The sequence below is a fragment of the Paenibacillus lutimineralis genome (assembly GCF_003991425.1).
Lineage (GTDB): Bacteria > Bacillota > Bacilli > Paenibacillales > Paenibacillaceae > Fontibacillus > Fontibacillus lutimineralis.
Genome location: NZ_CP034346.1, coordinates 4646533 through 4664389, shown reverse-complemented (window position 1 = coordinate 4664389; position 17857 = coordinate 4646533). Strand labels below are relative to the sequence as shown.

General features: G+C 49.2%; 13 protein-coding genes. 8 read left to right on the top strand and 5 right to left on the bottom strand.

The window, feature by feature from the left end; all coding sequences use genetic code 11:
- Nucleotides 1–331 precede the first annotated feature (331 nt).
- Nucleotides 332–1399 (bottom strand): phosphodiester glycosidase family protein, encoded by a 1068-nt coding sequence (locus EI981_RS20840; protein ID WP_127001500.1) that lies wholly within the window; start codon nucleotides 1397–1399, stop codon nucleotides 332–334.
- Nucleotides 1396–1800, bottom strand: a complete 405-nt coding sequence (locus tag EI981_RS20835) for a hypothetical protein (RefSeq protein ID WP_127001498.1) — start codon at nucleotides 1798–1800, stop codon at nucleotides 1396–1398. Before EI981_RS20835 ends, EI981_RS20840 begins: the two co-directional genes overlap by 4 nt.
- A 526-nt stretch (nucleotides 1801–2326) precedes the next feature.
- On the opposite strand from EI981_RS20835, the gene EI981_RS20830 reads away from it, so the two are divergent.
- Nucleotides 2327–3892, top strand: a complete 1566-nt coding sequence (locus EI981_RS20830; protein ID WP_162616236.1) for an aminotransferase class I/II-fold pyridoxal phosphate-dependent enzyme — start codon at nucleotides 2327–2329, stop codon at nucleotides 3890–3892.
- An 89-nt stretch (nucleotides 3893–3981) separates the two neighbouring features.
- Here the strand turns inward: EI981_RS20830 and EI981_RS20825 are convergent, their stop codons facing one another.
- Nucleotides 3982–4719, bottom strand: coding sequence for a DUF2161 domain-containing phosphodiesterase (locus EI981_RS20825; protein WP_127001494.1), 738 nt, complete (start codon nucleotides 4717–4719; stop codon nucleotides 3982–3984).
- Between the two features lie 886 nt (nucleotides 4720–5605).
- Between EI981_RS20825 and EI981_RS20820 the strand changes: the two genes are divergently transcribed.
- The 7 genes from EI981_RS20820 to EI981_RS20790 all read left to right on the top strand — a co-directional run bounded on the left by EI981_RS20820 (nucleotide 5606) and on the right by EI981_RS20790 (nucleotide 15296).
- A complete protein-coding gene (locus EI981_RS20820; RefSeq protein WP_127001492.1) occupies nucleotides 5606–7501 on the top strand; it encodes a PrkA family serine protein kinase in 1896 nt (631 codons plus the stop codon).
- 439 nt (nucleotides 7502–7940) lie between these two features.
- Nucleotides 7941–8777 (top strand): YitT family protein, encoded by an 837-nt coding sequence (locus EI981_RS20815; protein WP_127001490.1) that lies wholly within the window; start codon nucleotides 7941–7943, stop codon nucleotides 8775–8777.
- A gap of 107 nt (nucleotides 8778–8884) precedes the next feature.
- Nucleotides 8885–9607, top strand: a complete 723-nt coding sequence (locus tag EI981_RS20810; protein ID WP_127001488.1) for a 6-phosphogluconolactonase — start codon at nucleotides 8885–8887, stop codon at nucleotides 9605–9607.
- A gap of 44 nt (nucleotides 9608–9651) precedes the next feature.
- Nucleotides 9652–10623 (top strand): ROK family protein, encoded by a 972-nt coding sequence (locus tag EI981_RS20805; protein ID WP_127001486.1) that lies wholly within the window; start codon nucleotides 9652–9654, stop codon nucleotides 10621–10623.
- Between the two features lie 92 nt (nucleotides 10624–10715).
- Nucleotides 10716–12500, top strand: a complete 1785-nt coding sequence (locus tag EI981_RS20800; RefSeq protein ID WP_127001484.1) for a glycoside hydrolase family 9 protein — start codon at nucleotides 10716–10718, stop codon at nucleotides 12498–12500.
- A gap of 200 nt (nucleotides 12501–12700) precedes the next feature.
- A complete protein-coding gene (gene yhbH, locus EI981_RS20795; protein ID WP_127001482.1) occupies nucleotides 12701–13864 on the top strand; it encodes a sporulation protein YhbH in 1164 nt (387 codons plus the stop codon).
- A 1-nt stretch (nucleotide 13865) separates the two neighbouring features.
- Nucleotides 13866–15296, top strand: a complete 1431-nt coding sequence (locus EI981_RS20790; RefSeq protein ID WP_127001480.1) for a SpoVR family protein — start codon at nucleotides 13866–13868, stop codon at nucleotides 15294–15296.
- Nucleotides 15297–16054: 758 nt separating this feature from the next.
- Here EI981_RS20790 and EI981_RS20785 read toward each other — a convergent pair.
- Both EI981_RS20785 and EI981_RS20780 read right to left on the bottom strand, forming a co-directional pair.
- On the bottom strand, nucleotides 16055–16909 hold the full coding sequence (locus tag EI981_RS20785) for a DegV family protein (RefSeq protein ID WP_127001478.1): 855 nt from the start codon (nucleotides 16907–16909) through the stop codon (nucleotides 16055–16057).
- A 50-nt stretch (nucleotides 16910–16959) separates the two neighbouring features.
- On the bottom strand, nucleotides 16960–17817 hold the full coding sequence (locus EI981_RS20780) for a DegV family protein (protein ID WP_127001476.1): 858 nt from the start codon (nucleotides 17815–17817) through the stop codon (nucleotides 16960–16962).
- Between the last annotated feature and the right edge of the window lie 40 nt (nucleotides 17818–17857).

The following is a 17857-nucleotide window of genomic DNA, read 5'->3' as shown; positions in this document are numbered from 1 at the left end:
CGCTCAGCCATGAATTGGCCTCGATTGGTTTTCTTATAAAAGCGGACTTTTTGAACATCCTCTAAATGTAATAAATAAGCTTCCCTATGAAGGGAAGCTTATTTATTACAGGCCTTTTGTTTTATCGTCGTTATAGGATGCAGTAAGAATTCCGCACAGGAACATAGCCAGTACAATGGCAATAATCCAGAATGTTAATGAGAAAGACAAGGACGACACCTCCAAGTTAACATCTCTTGTTCCTATTATATCCATCTCTTCGGTAAAAATAAATCAAAATATGATATATTTCACAGACAGAACGAGATCGCTGGCAAAGTGATCTTTTTTGCTATTTAAAAAACAGAAAATGAGTAGGAACAGGACGAAGCTGCCCATCAGAGGGATGATTCACGATTTGACCGTTAACGACGAGCGAGGTAGAACCGCCGCCGTCCAGATTGTAGGCATCCTGAACGCCGAGCTTGTACAGTCTGGTCTGTAGCTCCTCGAGAGTTGCCCCGGAGCCGCCGTTCTCATTATATCCATCCACGACGATAATAAGCAGCTGATCGTCTTTATAATTGCCGATGACGGTGCGCGGAGCACGCAAAGGCGAGGTTTTCCATTTGTCTGGAATCTGCTTCTTCTGACCATTCTTAAGCAGAACCGGTACGAAGGAAGCGCCGAAATCCGGATGAAGCCGATCTAGCTCTTCTTGTGTGGAGAACTTTCCACCGATCAATTTGCCAGACTTGTTCAATCCTACGAAGAAGAGATCCTTGTAGCTGGGTTCAAATCCGCCCAGATATTTACCGTCCAGTACGGTTGTACTTAATGGGAAACGTCCCTTCTTGGAGTCGGCAAATCCGCCAGCATTAATTCCTGCGACCGCTCCATAACGTTTGGCTGCAGCGAGTGTCGTCTCAGAACTGCCCAGCTTGTCCTTGCCCAGGGTCATTCGCATCGCATCCGGCGATTTCAGCTTCACTTTCATGGCATAGCCTTGATAAGTACCGGGATTTACAGTGAAGAGTTCAAGCCTGATACGGTCGGATTCCACGGTCTTGTATGGAGAACCGAGCCTGCTTGTAATTTTGTTGTTGTAGATCGTTTCAGGTCGTTTGGCAGCCTTCTGCGACGATTGCACGATTTTCGACATGGTTGAGGTCGTCTTATTGTACAGCTCCGCCGTCTTCTTAATAGAAGATATCGTTGTCTGAGCTGCTTCCTCCGCCTGATCCAGCTGCCCGGAAATAGCAGCTGCCGTGGCAGGAATATCGGTGTTGACTGTAAATGGCACGGGTTTCTGTTGAACATGCAAGCTAGTTCCGCTAATCAACATTGCGATAAGAAGTCCCAGAAAAGGACCCGTCATGAGTAAAAAGAAGCGATTGATTTGTTTATGTGACGTCATCATTTTAACAGATCCATCTTCTTCTGCAGCGCGGCGAGCTGTTCTTTGACTTCATTCAGCTGGGAGTACAGCTTATTGCTGTTATCCGTCTTATTGCTGGAGTTATCCTTCGTGAAGGTCAGTAGCTCATTGAAGGCTTCCACCTTGCTGTTGAGCTCCTGAATCTCAGCGGACAGGGCGGCGAGCTGCGTCGTGTAATCCGTCTTCATCGCTTCCGTGCGGGTTTGTATCTCCAGGTTCATTTGCGCGATCATCGAATCTTTCAAATGATTGCTGTATAAGTAAGCGGCAGTCACGCCGAGGGCGATAAGTAGAATCCAGATTAATAGAATCATCTTAGGGGAAGGCCGGCGCTTCTTTCTGCTTGGGACGCTATCTGACATGGGCTCCGTGGAGTAATGCATTATATCACCTCTAGTTATTATTTCCAAGATTACATTCTATCATGTGGTATCGTTTCTCGCAAAACGTAATATTTCTAATAGTGCATGTTCAAAAAGTATGGTTTTAAGCATCAAAGCTTATGCTTCTGATGTGTATTCTGTAACGGACAAGCCACGCTTATAAACTAAAAACAAGAATATTTGAAATTATCCTCCTAAGCCGACCGTATAGTCTGTTAAATGATCATTTTGGCTAGCATTACCCGTTTCCAATCGATGTCACTAAAGCGTATAAATAAGGATACTACTCGTCTGTGCGAGCATTGGATCCTTGAGGTCAAAAACGGGGTGATCGGAGGAGCATTAGAGGACCTATCTTTGAATTGCGGTCGCTCATCCTCGATGGCCTTGATCAGGTTTGCTGATCAAATGAGAGAGTTGTTGATAAGCTCTAGTAGAAGAAAAAAGGTAACAATAAATTTGCTGCTACAATTTGTCCTCAGGTACAATCGCCGTAAGGCGATGATTCGGAAGGGGAGGAATGGATATGGAGGGTTGGCTTAAGGAGACGATCGGGCGTCTGCCGGACATATTCCGCAGCGATGTCGAAGGTTTGATTCGTGACGGAGATTTTATATCCTTCGCTAGGAGTTATGTTGGGGAGCTGTCTTCGCTAAGTGATCCTCTGGCGAGGATTGCGGATGAGTTAGGGTTATCGGAAGGGAGAAAGAAGGATGCTGGGAGAAAACCGGGGACAGAGTCCTGTCAGAGAAGCGGGGCCGCTGATGATCATGGAGCCTCCGAGGCGGGTGAGACCGATAAAGCGGTAAAGTCGGGGGCAGATAAGACTAGCGAGGTCGATGAAACGGTAAAGGCGCGGATCAATGAGACTGACCGGATCGATGAAGCTACGAAGTCGAAGGCCGAGGCTTCGGAGCGGCTGCGGGAGTGGCTGGCCTCCGCTTATCGGCAAGCGGAGGGTGGGGAGAGAGCAGCAGAGGCGGGGGACCGCCTGCTGCTGGCGGACAGTGCAGCAGGCGCGCTGGAGCTTGCGATCCGCGCACTGCTGAAGCCGGGCGACGCGGTGCTGGTGGAGTCGCCCAGCTCGCCGGAGGCGCTGTGGGCGCTGCACCGCCGCGGCGCGGTCATTGTCCCGGTCCAGTGTGACCGGGACGGCATGCTGCCGGACGACCTGCGGCGTCAACTCCGCGCGGCAAAGCCAGCGCTGGTGTACGTGACGCCGCTGCACAGCACCGGGCCGTCCGGCGCGGTGTGGAGCCAGCAGCGCATGCTTGCGCTGCTGGAGCAGTGCGATCGGCACCGTGTGCCGATCGTCGAGGACGGCACCGCCTGCGGGGTGCCGGGGTTCGCGCGCGCCGCCGGGCGTGGCGGCGCGGATGGCCCGGTAACGGCCCCGGAGGGGGGCAAGGTTACCGGAGGGGCTGGGCCGGCGCCTGCCAGGCCGCAAGGCGCAGGCGTGCCCCGGGTGGGCACCGCATCGGTCCGGGCAGCGTCCGACTCCATCTTCTCCTTATGGCTTAGTCAAGCCAAATGGAGAAGAACGAGCGTCGTCTTGCTGGATTCGTTCGAGCGTGCCCTGTTCCCATCGCTGCCGCTGGCCTGGCTGCGCGGCGATACGGCGATGCTCACCAGGCTCACCGCCGCTCGTACCGAAGAAGCTGGGCTTGCCTCTGCTTCTAATCAGACCTGCCTTATGCTCTACAAGCTACTGAGAGATGATCGCTTCTCATTATCAGAGCATACGGCGGCGGTATTGGATGAATTAAATACCCGACGGATATATATGAAGGAGCTGCTTACAGGAAGAGAGTGGAGGAAGGCTGAGGTTCATGATCCGGGAAGAGGATTATTTCTGTGGGTACGGCTTCCTGAAGGAATCGTCTCAGAGGCTCTGCTGAAGGCCTCAATGCTAGAAGGTGTGGCATTTACACCGGGCATACGATGCTATGCCGCTTCAGAGGACTTAAAACAGTCCCCGATCACGGAAGGGGACTGGATTCGGTTGAATTATGCAGCTTACCCGGCAATGGGAATCGCCGAGGGCATAGCGCGGATTGAAGACGCCCTGGCGGAGTTCACGGCCAGGAGTTAGAGACATAAAATGAAACAACCGCATGCTGGATTGCATGCGGTGAGAGGCAGGAATGGGGGGAGTAGAATTCCTACTGAAGGGGTATGCGTCTACTCCTCCACAGAAGGAGCGGCATTACGCCATGCCTCGATGATGTGACCGTATTGCTTCAGACCGTGCTCGCCCTCAGAGGTCAGGACATAACGTCCGCGCGAGACTCTGTGGAACCAGAGATAGTAGTTCTTCTGGAGAATCCCTGCAGTCTGGCCGATGCCGCTCAGCAGCTTAATGTCTTTGGGGGCCATCTCTCCGCCTTCCTGCAGGACCATCGCGATACGCAGCGCTTTCTCACGGTACGCGGTCATCAGCTTCGTGCCATGGCTGCCGCCTACGTTATAATCGCCGCTTCTTTCATTAAATTCATACTGCAAGCGGGCGGCCCGGGCTTTAACGATCCTTTGCGAAGGCGCGGGAAGATGATCCCCAGGCATACAGTGAATCTCAACAAAGGGCTTCTTCGTCTTGTACTGTGTAATCGTTATGAAGCCTAGGCCGAGTCTACGGCACAGGTTCGTAATTTCGCTCCAGCGCTGATTATGCGCTCCCTTCTTGGCCCGCGCTCGCTCTACAGCCAAATATACCTCGCTGCTGAGCTTCTGACGCTCCAATCCTTGCAGAAGGAGGGGCAGATTGAAGCTCTTCTTCATTTCAACGATCAACGGCTCATCGCTCTCCGGGCGGTATCCGACCAGATCACAATGCCGTACCTCGCTTTTTATTTCATATCCCCGCTCCTCAAAAAAAACCTTCAGCGGAGCATACAATTCCGTCTCATGCTTGACTGCCATGCGTATCTCCCTCTACTTCCAAGAATTTATACGCTAACGAAACTAGGAAACGTTATTGTCGCAACAACGCTCTGATCTTAATTCTAACGAAACACAGACACGTTATTAGGAGGAAAGACGGCCCAAATGAACTGTTTTGGCCCAAATAGCGCTCTCACGTTTCGTTAGAATTTCGGATGATCTGTTTTGGTTCAAATAGCGCTCCCCAGTTTCGTTAGAATTTCGGATGATCTGTTTTGGTTCAAATAGCGCTCCCCAGTTTCGTTAGAATTTCGGATGACCTGTTTTGGTTCAAATAGCGCTCCACGTTTCGTTAGAACTTCAAATGACCTGTTTTAGCTCAAACAGCAATCCCACGTTTCGTTAGAAATCCGATGATCCGTTCTGGTTCAAATAGCGCTCCCTCAGTTTCGTTGGATTATCTATCGATCCGTTTTGCCAGCCTGCTGCGTTTCGTTTAGGCCACTCGACCCCATTTTATTGAAGGTGCGTGGACAGAAGTCCCTGTCCATTAGGCAAAGATCGTCTCCAAGTATGGTGCACTTCCCATTTACTCTCAGTCTATCGCAAATGCTGTCGCTATGACTTCAGTGATCCACCGATTGTTATGGCTCAGCTTATAGACCAAATTATAGCACAGCCGGAAATGCTCCTCGATGATTTGCATGATGTAAGCTTGAAAACTGATTATTCCGACTGGAATAATTAATAAGGATAAAAAAGGTCAACTTCTTGCTTGTTTTCGCATAGGTATGTAATACACTTTTTCTAATTGAGTCAGGTGTAGAGAATTCACTAAATAAATGATGATGCTGCAGGTTATTCCATTGCTGGTCAGGATCAAAGGGACAGGGAGACCCCAAGCGGAGTACAGGAGGTACCGAACATGGACATTTTTGAACGTATAGCGGCTTACCGGGCGGAAAGCGATGCTTTAGCATGGAACGGAACATTTAAGGACTATGTCGCTCTGCTCGCTGAGGATCCTTCACCTGCCATGACGGCCCATGCCCGGGTGTATGAAATGATTGAGTCTTACGGCGTGGAAGAGCTAAATGGCCGGAAAAAGTATAAGTTCTTTGAACAGGAAATCTTCGGACTGGATCGGGCTGTGGAGAAGCTGGTGGAGGAGTACTTCCATTCCGCGGCCAGAAGGCTTGATGTCCGCAAGCGCATCTTGCTGTTAATGGGTCCGGTGAGCGGGGGCAAGTCGACGATTGTTACGATGCTCAAGCGCGGTCTGGAGCAATTCTCCCGTACACAGCGCGGTGCAGTCTATGCAATCTCCGGCTGCCCGATGCATGAGGATCCGTTGCATCTCGTTCCTCATGAGCTGCGCCCGGAGGTGGAGAAGGCGCTTCAAGTTAGAATCGAGGGGAATCTCTGCCCGGTCTGCCAGATGAGGCTGCGTACAGAGTTTGACGGAGATATCGAGAAGGTGCCGGTGGAGAGAGTGCTTTTATCCGAGGAAGGGCGGATCGGGATTGGCACATTCAGTCCTTCGGACCCGAAATCACAGGATATTGCTGACTTAACAGGAAGCATCGATTTCTCGACGATCACGGAATTTGGCTCTGAATCCGATCCACGAGCTTACCGCTTTGATGGTGAATTGAATAAAGCGAATCGCGGTCTGATGGAGTTCCAGGAAATGCTGAAGTGCGATGAGAAGTTTCTCTGGAATCTGTTGTCCTTGACGCAGGAGGGGAATTTTAAAGCGGGAAGATTTGCTTTGATCTCGGCCGACGAGCTCATTGTGGCCCATACAAATGAATCGGAATATAAATCCTTCATCGCGAACAAGAAGAATGAGGCGCTGCAATCACGGATGATCGTTATGCCGATCCCGTATAATCTGAAAGTATCGCAGGAGGAGAAAATCTACGCCAAGTTGATCGGCCAGAGCGATATGGGACATGTGCATATTGCTCCGCATGCTTTGCGTTCCGCGGCGGTCTTCTCTATACTGACTCGTCTGAAGGAGACGAAGAAGCAAGGCATCGATCTCGTTAAGAAAATGCGCCTCTACGACGGGGAAGAGGTAGAGGGCTATAAAGATGCGGATTTAAAAGAACTGCAGAATGAGTATTTGGAGGAAGGGATGTCCGGGGTCGATCCGCGTTATGTTATTAACCGGATATCCAGCGCCTTGATCAAGCAGGATATTCAATGCATGGGTGCGCTTGATATTCTTCGGGCGATTAAGGACGGACTGGATCAGCATGCTTCGATTACGAAGGAGGAACGCGATAGATACTTGAACTTCATCAGCATTGCTCGCAAAGAGTATGACGAGATCGCGAAGAAGGAAGTACAGAAGGCGTTCGTCTATTCCTTCGAGGAGTCGGCCAAGACACTGTTCGAGAATTATCTCGACAATATCGAGTCGTTCTGCAACTGGACCAAGCGGCGCGACCCGCTTACAGATGAGGAGCTTGATCCAGATGAGCGACTGATGCGCTCCATTGAAGAGCAAATCGGTATTTCTGAAAATGCCAAAAAGGCGTTCCGTGAAGAGATATTAATTCGCATCTCCGCTTACTCCCGTAAAGGCCGCAAATTCGAATACAATCATCATGATCGGCTGCGGGAAGCGATCGAGAAGAAGCTGTTCGCTGATCTGAAGGATATCGTCAAGATAACGACCTCTACCAAGACCCCGGATGAGAGTCAATTGAAACGCATCAATGAGGTCAGCAAGCGCTTGATTGATGAGCATGGCTATTGCCCTGTATGCGCGAATGAGCTGCTGCGGTATGTGGGGAGCCTGTTGAACCGTTAGATGATCCCGCTATCAGGGGCGGGAGACATGACTGGGGGCATGGGCTTCCTGCTTCTATAGGAAGATAAGCTTAGAATATGGATTATAGTCTGCCACTGGATAGTGGCGGGCTTCTTTTTTTGCGATAAGAAGGGGTATTTATAGCAACATAGCTGCTGCTTTCATGAACCAAATGCCCAGTGAAAATCAGCAAAAGACGTTATCATTTGTATATTTATTCATTTTCTGAAAATGGCTTAACAAATCATAATATTTCCACTACAATGAAATAGCAGGCTTGATCGGCTAAATGATTCGGAGCGCAGTACAATCCATATTGAGAAGAAGAGCGTACCCTTGCCGCGGTGCGCTCTTTCCAATTTATTACGGGCAGGCCGGATCTACATGATTATAGCGCGAGGGGTAACACCATACATACTCACAAGAAGGGGCTTACTTTATGAAAAAGAGAATAACCGATATTTTAACGATCATCTTGGGCGCTTTAATTTTTGCATTGGATGTGAATCTGTTTGTTATTCCTAATGATTTTGGCGAGGGGGGAGTTACCGGGGTCACCATCATTCTGTACTACTTGTTCCAATGGTCTCCTGGTCTTGTTAACTTCATATTTAATTCTATACTACTGGTGGTCGGGTACAAATTCCTGGATAAGCAGACAACCATATATACAATTATCGCTGTCGTATTCAATTCTCTCTTCCTGTATCTTACAGAGGGCTGGAGCATCGCATCCCATGATTTGATGCTGAATGCTGTCTTCGGCGGCGTATTTGCCGGGGTGGGCATCGGGCTCATTATTAAGGTTGGCGGAACGACGGCAGGATCGACGATTCTCGCCCGGCTCATGAATAAGTATCTGGATTGGAATATAAGCTATGCTTTGCTATTCTTCGATTTGATCGTCGTGTTTGCATCCTTGTTCATTATTGGGGTTCAGAGCCTGATGTTCACCATTGTGATGCTGTTTATCGGTACTAAGGTGATGGATTTCATCATTGAAGGCTTGAATCCGAGAAAAGCGGTGATGATCGTATCCAAGGAGCAGAATCAGATCGCGGAGCAGGTGAATGTTCTGATGGAGCGGGGCGTGACTGTGCTTCACGGACATGGCTTTTATACGAAGCTGCCGCAGGAAATTTTGTATATTGTCATTAATAAGCAAGAGATCAGTCAACTGAAGAAGATCGTTAAGGCGATCGACACGAATGCATTTATTACCATCCATGATGTACGCGATGTGTTCGGGGAAGGATTTATGGAGCTGTCAAAATAGACGGCTCTTTTTGTAGAATATTAACCCCTTATTAGAAGATTTTCTACCTCACTTCCAGGTAGAGAGGGGGTAATATAGAGGTGATTACACATCTTGGGAGGTGCTTCATGAGGATCATTGTGGAAGATACAGAAGAACAGTTTCATATTGCGTCTGCACTTGAAATTACAAAGCAGGTTGTAGCGAAGCCAGAGAGCGTAATTACCTTTGCGGGAGGCGAGACTACGGTTGGAGTTCATCGGGAGTTGTCCCAGTTGTGTCGTCAATGGCGTATTGATTTTTCAAAAATGAAGGCGTTTACATTGGACGAGTATGTCGGTCTATCTCCAGATGATCCGCGAAGTGTCAGCTATCGGATTCGCCACCAGGTACTGAACCCTATCGGCTTGCAGAGCGACCATATTTATATGCCGGACGGCATGGACGAAGATCTGCAGCAGGCTTGTTATACCTACGATAGACTTCTTGATGCGTATCCAGTTGATCTTGAGATTCTCGGGATTGGGAGCAATGGGCATATTGGATTTAATGAGCCGGGAACCCCTTTCCATCTGGATACACATGTAATTAATCTAGCTAGTCGCACAACGCAGGATAAGGCCGGATTCTTCGGCACAGTCGGCAGCGTACCTGAACAAGGGATTACCGTAGGAATCCGACGGATTATGAGATCGAAGCAGATTTTGCTCCTGGCAAAAGGGAAGGGCAAGTCCGAGATCATTAGGCAGGCCTTAATGGGGCCGATAACTACAGATGTTCCGGCCTCTGTTCTGCAGCTGCATCCTAGCTTGACGATTATTATGGATAAGGCAGCAGCTGAACTACTGTAGTCACGATTCAGATCCAGGGATAAATAGAAAGGAGATCTAGCCAAATGCGTGTTGATGAGCCGGTAACTGTAGGAATTGATATTGGTGCGACGAAAATATTGATCGGGTCGGTAACGCGTCAGGGTGATATTATTCATCATGCCAGATACGGGATCGATCTTAGCACGGAGTCCTCGCTGAAGGGTAGTATCTATCGTTCCATTGCGGATTATATCCATGGACGCCGTGAAGAGAATATGTCTGTAAATATCGGAATTGGCGTGTTCGGCCACGTTGATTTTGAACAAGGGGACTGGCTCGGGACGATGAGGGTGCCCGGGATGGAAATGATTCGCTTCAGGGATGATCTGAAGCAACGCTACGGAATGAATGTAGCAATCGATAATGATGTACATACGGCGGCTCTGGCTGAGCTTCATCTCGGCAAAGGCCGGGAGTATCGCCATTTTCTATATGTTAATGTCGGCACTGGAATTGCCGCGGGGATCATTAGTGACGGCAGGCTGATTAGGGGAGCCTCCAATTATGCTGGGGAGATCGGTCATACCTTCGTCGGACGTGATATGGAGCAGTGTATGTGTGGGAGTAGCTGGTGTCTGGAATCTGCCGCATCAGGAGGCGGGATGATCAACCGGGCAATCCGTTGGATTAGCGACTATCCGGATTCGAGACTGGCCCCTCTCATTCAATCAGGTAATATTACTTCCGTGGATATTTTTAGAGAGGCGCGTAAGGGAGATCCACTATCGATGAAGATACATAAAGAGTTCATCTGGTCGATCGGGATCGGGCTGGTTAATCTGGTGAATATCCTCAACCCAGAAGCGATTATTCTCGGTGGTGGAGTGATGAGGGATAGCTGGCTGTTGAAGGAGCTTAGTGATTTTATATATCAGAATACGATCGGGGTGTCTAGGAGAGGGCTGAAGGAGATCTCACTCACCGAGCTCGGTCCACAGGTGACCGGATTGCTGGGAGCGGCCTGTCTGGCATGGGACTACGAGAAGATTGGGTAACTACGTACATTTTCCCCGAATGCCTCATTCGGACAAACATGATTTCAACTAATAAATGATGTGAGTAGCTTGGGAGAGAGGACGATGGCTGGATGAAAATATTAATTAATCATATCGGATATGAGCGAAAGGGAACAAAGCATGCTGTCATCATGGGCGGCAGCACAGATGAGGTCAGCAGCTTCCGAGTTGTGGATCAGGCGAGCGGGCAGACGCTCTATTCCGGAAGTGCTCAGCGCTGTGGAACGGTGGAAAGATGGAGGGATTGGCATTTCTGGACGGCTAATTTTGATGGGTTGCAGGCCGAGGGGCGATATGTAATCGAATGTGATACGACGAAGGGTGTCATTCGTTCCTATGATTTTGCTGTAGAAGATCATTTGCTTGGAAAGCAAAGTCTATCGGATGTCATCTTCTATTTCAAAGCTCAGCGGTGCAGCGGAGATTTTGACCGGGCAGACCGGGATATCCCATTCGCTGGGGAGCGAGAAGGACGACATGACTTGCACGGGGGTTGGTACGATGCGACCGGGGATTATGGCAAGCATCTATCACATCTGTCGCATGCGACTTATTTCAATCCGCAGCAAGGTTCCTTTACGGCATGGGTTCTATTCAAGGCGCATGAGCTGCTCGAGGAATCGGGGAATCGGCATTATTACCAATTCAAGCGCAGACTGTTAGATGAAGCGATGTATGGTGCGGATTATATGTTCCGAATGAGGGCTCCCTCGGGCAGTTTCTTCCGCTCGATCAGACGCAGCGGAGAGTTCATGAAGGCGGAGGACCGGAGGATCTCGTTCCTGTACAAGAATTCTTCCTCCCAGTTCGGAGCAGCGGCTACGGCTGATGTTGAAGTGATTACCGATGAGTCCTATGAGACAGGATTCCGTCAAGGCGCTGGATTTGCCATCGCTGCGCTGGCTTCTGCGAGCCGGCACGCCTACCCTGGCGATTATTTGCGCGAGCAATATTTGCAGGCAGCCCGTGAGTCGTATGAATATCTTGCAGAGAATAATGCCAAGTATTTGAATGATGGCAAGCCGAATCTGTTAGATGAATATTGCATGTTAACCGCGTTAGTTGAATTGTACCAGGCCTCTCTGGATCCAGATTATCTGAAACAGGCAGGCGAGAGCGCTGAGCGGTTAATCGGTTATTTAAAACCAAGTGCAGAGTGGGGCTGCTATTGGAGCGCCAATGAGGAGGGACGCCCGTTCTTCCATGCTTCGGATGCCGGCCTTCCGGTAGTAGCGCTGCTGAACTATTTGCAGATTGAGAAGAATCCATCGCGCCGTAGCAAGGTAATGGAGGCGGCCCTTCGGGTTATGGAATCTGAACTGAGGATTACCGCAGAGGTTGCTAATCCATTCGGGCTGGCGAGACAATGGGTACAGAGTAGTGATGGACGGAGATATACTTCTTATTTCTTGCCGCATCAGACAGAGGTCTCACCTTGGTGGCAAGGGGAGAACGCGCGCCTTGCGTCTTTAGCCGTAGCAGCCAGACTGCTGGCCAAGCAGTTGACCGAAGCTAAGGATGCTGAGTTTAAGGAAAGGCTGTTAGCTTATGCCGACGCCCAGTTGAGCTGGATTCTTGGACTTAATCCATTTGACAGCTGCATGCTGCAGGGCTCCGGGCGGAACAATCCGCAGTATCATTTTGTAAATGGGTTCGACTATATGAACTGTCCGGGGGGAATCTGCAATGGCATTACTTCTGGATTAACCGATGAGGAGGACATCGAATTATTCGTCAAATCTGAACCTGGTGTTGTTGATGATAATTGGCGCTGGGGCGAGCAGTGGCTGCCGCATGCTTCATGGTATATGTATGCGGTTGCGCTTGGCGACCTATCGGATTCCGAAGATCAGTAATTTGCAACGTATAGACTAGATCATGTATAAACCACCGGACTGAAGTTCCGGTGGTTTTATTTGTTATAGCAGCCCTACTCTATTTCGGCCAATGGGCTATTTTTGCGTTGCTTCTCCCTCACATATCACCGCGCCGCGTGAATATACTTAGTTACAGCTACTTTTTAATCCCCTGACATTCCAATAGGGAGGTGCCCACTGTGTCATCTTCATTTGAACAGAATAAGTTCAACTTCGTCGTCTCCAAGGAAGATTGGTCGCTGCATCGCAAAGGCTATCAGGATCAGCAGCGCCACCAGGAGAAGGTGCGGGAAGTCATTCGGCAGAATCTGCCGGACCTGATTACGGAAGAGAATATCATCATGTCGGACGGCAAGCAGATTATTAAGGTTCCACTGCGCAACTTGGAGGAATACCGCTTCATCCATAATTTTCAGAAGCAGAAGCATGTCGGGCAAGGGAATGGGGACAGCGAAGTTGGTGATGTGCTGGCTCAGGATCAACCGAAGAATGCTGGCAAAGGAGGGAAAGCAGGCAATCAGCCCGGGCATGATGTCGTAGAAGCCGAGATCAGCATCGAAGAACTAGAGGATATGCTGTTCAATGAATTGGAGCTCCCTTTTATTGAGGATAAGGATAAAGAGGAGATGGAGACGGTCTCCTTCCGATTTAACGATGTCCGCAAGAAGGGACTAATGTCCAACATCGACAAGAAACGAACGATTCTAGAAAACCTGCGTCGCAATGCGACCTCTGGCTCTCCGGGTATCCATGGCATCTCGCCGGACGATCTGCGCTATAAGACATGGGAGGATGTCAAGGTTCCTCGCTCTAATGCGGTCATTATTGCCATGATGGATACGAGTGGATCTATGGGCAATTTTGAGAAGTACTGTGCTCGCAGCTTCTTCTTCTGGATGACCCGGTTTCTACGTCGGCAGTATGAGAAGGTGGAAATCGTGTTCCTGGCCCATCATACGGAAGCCAAGGAGGTCAGCGAGCAGGATTTCTTCACTCGCGGCGAGAGCGGCGGAACGATCTGCTCGTCCGTCTATCAGAAGGCGCTGGAGATTATAGATGAACGGTATCCTCCGTCCAGCTACAATATTTATCCCTTCCATTTCTCCGATGGCGATAATCTGACTTCAGACAATGAACGTTGCACTAGGCTTATTAATGAGCTCCTGAAGCGCTCGAACATGTTCGGTTATGGGGAGGTTAATCAATACAACCGCGGCAGCACCTTAATGTCCGCTTATCGCAATTTGAAGCATGAACGGTTCCTGTACTATGTGATTAAGGAGAAGGGTGAGGTGCATCAGGCCTTGAAACGCTTTTTCCACAAACGGGAAGGAGGCAAATAACGTGGCGGCTGAGCTGGAACAGTTGGAGTATTCGATTCGGGAAATTATGGAGATCGCCGATGGATTCGGGCTGGATTATTATCCGATGCGTTATGAGATCTGCCCGGCTGACATCATCTACACCTTCGGGGCTTATGGGATGCCGACTCGCTTCAGTCATTGGAGCTTCGGAAAAACCTTCAATAAAATGAAGATGCAGTATGACTTTGGATTAAGCAAAATTTATGAGCTCGTCATTAATTCCAATCCATGTTATGCCTTTCTGCTGGAGGGCAATTCGCTGATACAGAATAAGCTGATCATCGCCCATGTGCTGGCTCACTGCGACTTCTTCAAGAACAACCTTCGCTTCTCGGCTACGAATCGCGATATGGTTGAGAGTATGTCCGCGACGGCAGAGCGGATTAATCGTTACGAGCTGATTCATGGTGCAGGCAAGGTAGAGGCATTCATCGATGCTGTTCTAGCCATTCAGGAGCATGTCGATCCGCAGCTAATTAAGCCACATCGTTATGATAAGCGACAGCAAATGGAAGAGAAGCAGCGCCAAGCCAAGGAGAAGAAGAAGGCGCCGGCCCGGCAGGGAGAGTATGACGATCTGTGGGAGCTGGAGAATCAGGGCGTGGCGCTCTCGGGCAGCAAGGATTCAGTTCCTTTCCCACCGGAGCAGGAGAAGGATATTCTCTGGTTCATCCAGGAGTATTCGGAGCATCTGGAGGACTGGCAGCGGGATATTATGAGTATGCTGCGCGAGGAAATGCTCTATTTCTGGCCGCAGATGGAGACGAAGATCATGAATGAAGGCTGGGCCTCTTACTGGCATCAGCGTATATTGCGCGAGATGGATCTGAGCAGTGAGGAGACCATCGAATTCGCCAAGCTTAACGCTTCTGTTGTGCAGCCTTCGCAGAGTCTGAATCCCTATTACCTCGGCCTAAAAATCTTTGAGGATATCGAACGGCGGTGGAACGAGCCGACAGAAGAGGAACGAACGAGATTCGGGCGGGTTCCTGGGCAGGGACGAGAGAAAATCTTCGAGGTGCGGGAGCTCGATTCAGATATTTCTTTCCTGCGCAGCTATTTGACGAAGCAGTTAGTAAATGATCTGGATCTATATATTTTCGAGAAGCAGGGGCCCGAATGGAAAATCACCGACAAGGGGTGGGAGAATGTACGTGATCAACTAGTCGTCTCCCGCATGAACGGTGGATTTCCTTACGTTGTCGTGAAGGACGGAGATTATAACCGGTCTGGTGAGCTGCTGTTGAAGCATCAATATGACGGTCTTGAGCTGGACCTTAAATATTTGGAGCGTACTCTACCTTATGTCTACACGCTCTGGGGCAGACCCGTCCATCTAGAGACGATCGTCGAGAACAAGTGCGCTCAGTTCAGCTATGAGGGCAATAAAGTGAGCCGGAGGATTGTCTAGCGAATTGTCAGGGGCCAGGAGCCGCTCAGAGCTGTTTGTGAGGGATATTTTGAGGGTATCATCCAAGTTTAAAGATTCAGAAGAAAACTGCAAAAATGCAGTTTTCTTCTTCTGAAATCAGCCTTTGTTAGCAAAAAATCTGCAGAAATACAGGTGATTCATTCGATTACGTCTTGGATCAGCCGTTTTCTAAGAAACAACTGCAATTTTGCAGGAATGAGGACCTGTGGAGCATATAGGATGACTCAAAACCTGCATTTTTGCAGGTTTGCAGATGGTTAAAAGAATCGTACAGTACGGGCGATTTCAAACTCTAACGAAACTACAGATCGTTATTGGCCCTAAAATAGCAGGGAATTAGATCTAACGAAACTACGGAACGTTATTTGAACGAAATCCCGACTATTAGCCACTTATTTGCTTCAATAGCGATCCCCAGTTTCGTTAGAGAAGGCAAAAGAATCGTACAGTACAGGCTCTTTCAAACTCTAACGAAACTACAGAATGTTATTGGCACAAAAACAGCGGAAAATTAAATCTAACGAAACTACAGATTGTTATTTGAATGAAATCCAGACTTTTAGCAGCCTATTTGCTTCAATAGCGATCCCCAGTTTCGTTAAAATGATTTACTGCTCTTGTTGGCCCAAATAGCGATATCCTGTTTCGTTAGAGAAGGTTCCGCGAATAAAAACCCGCCTATCTAGGCGGGTCTTTATTTTATCTATGTTTGTACTCTTAAGCGTCAAGCTAGAAAGTTAGCTTGTTCTCTTCGTGTACAGAATGCCGATCGTCTTCGCACCACAATGGCTTGAGATGACGCAGCCTGCCTTGGAGATGGCGACTTCTCTAGCTCCGGTCTTCTCCTGCAGAATGCTCTTCAATTGGTCGGCATCTTCATCCGCCAGCGAATGAGTCACGAAGATCAGGTCATTGTCCATATCATCGATGCGGGCAAGCGCGTTGTCCAACATTTGATGAAGAGCCTTCTCACGACTGCCGCGCACTTTGTAGGCGGGGGTCATTTTCCCATCGATTACTTTGATGACCGGACGGATCTTGAGTAGGCTACCGACCAGGTTCTGCATCCCAGAGCAGCGTCCGCCTTTGTAGAGATAGTCGAGGGAATCGATCACGAATTCCGTCTCCACCTGCGGGCGAGTTCTGTGCAGGAGGTCCATGATCTCTTCGATGCTCTTGCCTGCTTCGGCTGCTCTATATGCCTTCATCACCTGCAGACCGATGCCGGTGGACAGGTTTAGCGAATCAAATACACGAACTTGTCCCTCGGGGAATTCAGTTGCTGCGATCAGTGCGTTCTGATAAGTAGAGGAGAGCTCGGACGACAAGCTTATATAGAGAATATCCTTGCCTTCGTTGATGGCTGGAGTGAAGGCCTGAATGAAGTCAGCGGGTGAAGGGGCAGCCGTCTTCGGCAGCTTCTTGGTCTCGCTTACCTTCTGATATAACATCGGGGTATCCAGGTCAACGCCATCTTTATAGGTCTGCTGATCAAAGGTGACATACAGGGGAATAATTCCAATGTCATATTTCCCAATCCAATCGGATGGCAGGTCACATGTGCTGTCAGCGAATATTTTGAGGTTTCCCATTGTGTAGTCCTCCTTATATGTTTTAGTTAGGCCTTATGCTGTCTGATCCGTCAGGCCTCAGACTTCTTAGTATACATGATTGCTACCGTATGTGGGCCACAATGACTCGAAATAACGCATCCTGCTTGGGAGAGCGCTACTTCACGCGCGCCGGTCTTCTCTTTTAATACGGACGCTAAGTAGAGGGCTTCTTCCTCAGCAAGCGTGTGTACGACAATAATTACATCATTATCCATTGCGTCAAGATTTGCAAGTGCGTTATCCAGCATTTTCTGAACGGCTTTGTCTTTCTTGCCGCGTACTTTGTATGCGGGGATGATAGAACCGTCAACAACCTTAAGGATTGGCCGGATCTTCAGCAGACTGCCGATGAAGTTCTGCATGCCAGAGCAGCGTCCGCCTTTGTATAGATACTCTAGAGTATCTATAACAAATTCAGTGTCTACCAATTGTCGGGTATGCTCTAACATAGCTGTAATCTCTACTGCGGTCTTACCTTGTTCAGCCGCTCTGACGGCCTTCATGACGAGCAGACCGATTCCGCTGCACAGATTCAGGGAGTCGACGACATGTACCCGACCTGGCAGGAGTTCGTCCGCTGCGATCAGTGCATTCTGATAGGTCGCGGACAGCTTGGACGACAAGCTGAGATAGACGATCGTCTCGCCACGCTCGATATGCGGACTGAAAGCATTAACGAAATCGGTTGGCGATGGCGCCGTGGTTTTCGGCAGAGAGCCGCCCTCTTCAACCTTACGATAGAGCTCTTCCGGAGTGATATCGACCCCGTCCCGGTAAATCGTATCACCAAATACAACGTAGAGAGGTATAATTCCTATTTCATATTTTGTAATCCAATCTGCCGGCAGATCGGAGGTGCTGTCTGCGAATATTTTAATCTGTGACATAAGCATCTCCTTTAAATATTTGTTAATAGTTCTTAGCTTT

What these genes read in the sequence shown, in the direction of transcription:
- EI981_RS20800 (WP_127001484.1), top strand. Translation starts at nt 10,716, where the DNA reads ATGAAAATATTAATTAATCATATCGGATATGAGCGAAAGGGAACAAAG.
- EI981_RS20835 (WP_127001498.1), bottom strand. Translation starts at nt 1,800, where the DNA reads ATGCATTACTCCACGGAGCCCATGTCAGATAGCGTCCCAAGCAGAAAG.
- EI981_RS20840 (WP_127001500.1), bottom strand. Translation starts at nt 1,399, where the DNA reads ATGATGACGTCACATAAACAAATCAATCGCTTCTTTTTACTCATGACG.
- EI981_RS20810 (WP_127001488.1), top strand. Translation starts at nt 8,885, where the DNA reads ATGAGGATCATTGTGGAAGATACAGAAGAACAGTTTCATATTGCGTCT.
- EI981_RS20815 (WP_127001490.1), top strand. Translation starts at nt 7,941, where the DNA reads ATGAAAAAGAGAATAACCGATATTTTAACGATCATCTTGGGCGCTTTA.
- EI981_RS20805 (WP_127001486.1), top strand. Translation starts at nt 9,652, where the DNA reads ATGCGTGTTGATGAGCCGGTAACTGTAGGAATTGATATTGGTGCGACG.
- EI981_RS20820 (WP_127001492.1), top strand. Translation starts at nt 5,606, where the DNA reads ATGGACATTTTTGAACGTATAGCGGCTTACCGGGCGGAAAGCGATGCT.
- EI981_RS20780 (WP_127001476.1), bottom strand. Translation starts at nt 17,817, where the DNA reads ATGTCACAGATTAAAATATTCGCAGACAGCACCTCCGATCTGCCGGCA.
- EI981_RS20785 (WP_127001478.1), bottom strand. Translation starts at nt 16,909, where the DNA reads ATGGGAAACCTCAAAATATTCGCTGACAGCACATGTGACCTGCCATCC.
- EI981_RS20830 (WP_162616236.1), top strand. Translation starts at nt 2,327, where the DNA reads ATGGAGGGTTGGCTTAAGGAGACGATCGGGCGTCTGCCGGACATATTC.
- EI981_RS20825 (WP_127001494.1), bottom strand. Translation starts at nt 4,719, where the DNA reads ATGGCAGTCAAGCATGAGACGGAATTGTATGCTCCGCTGAAGGTTTTT.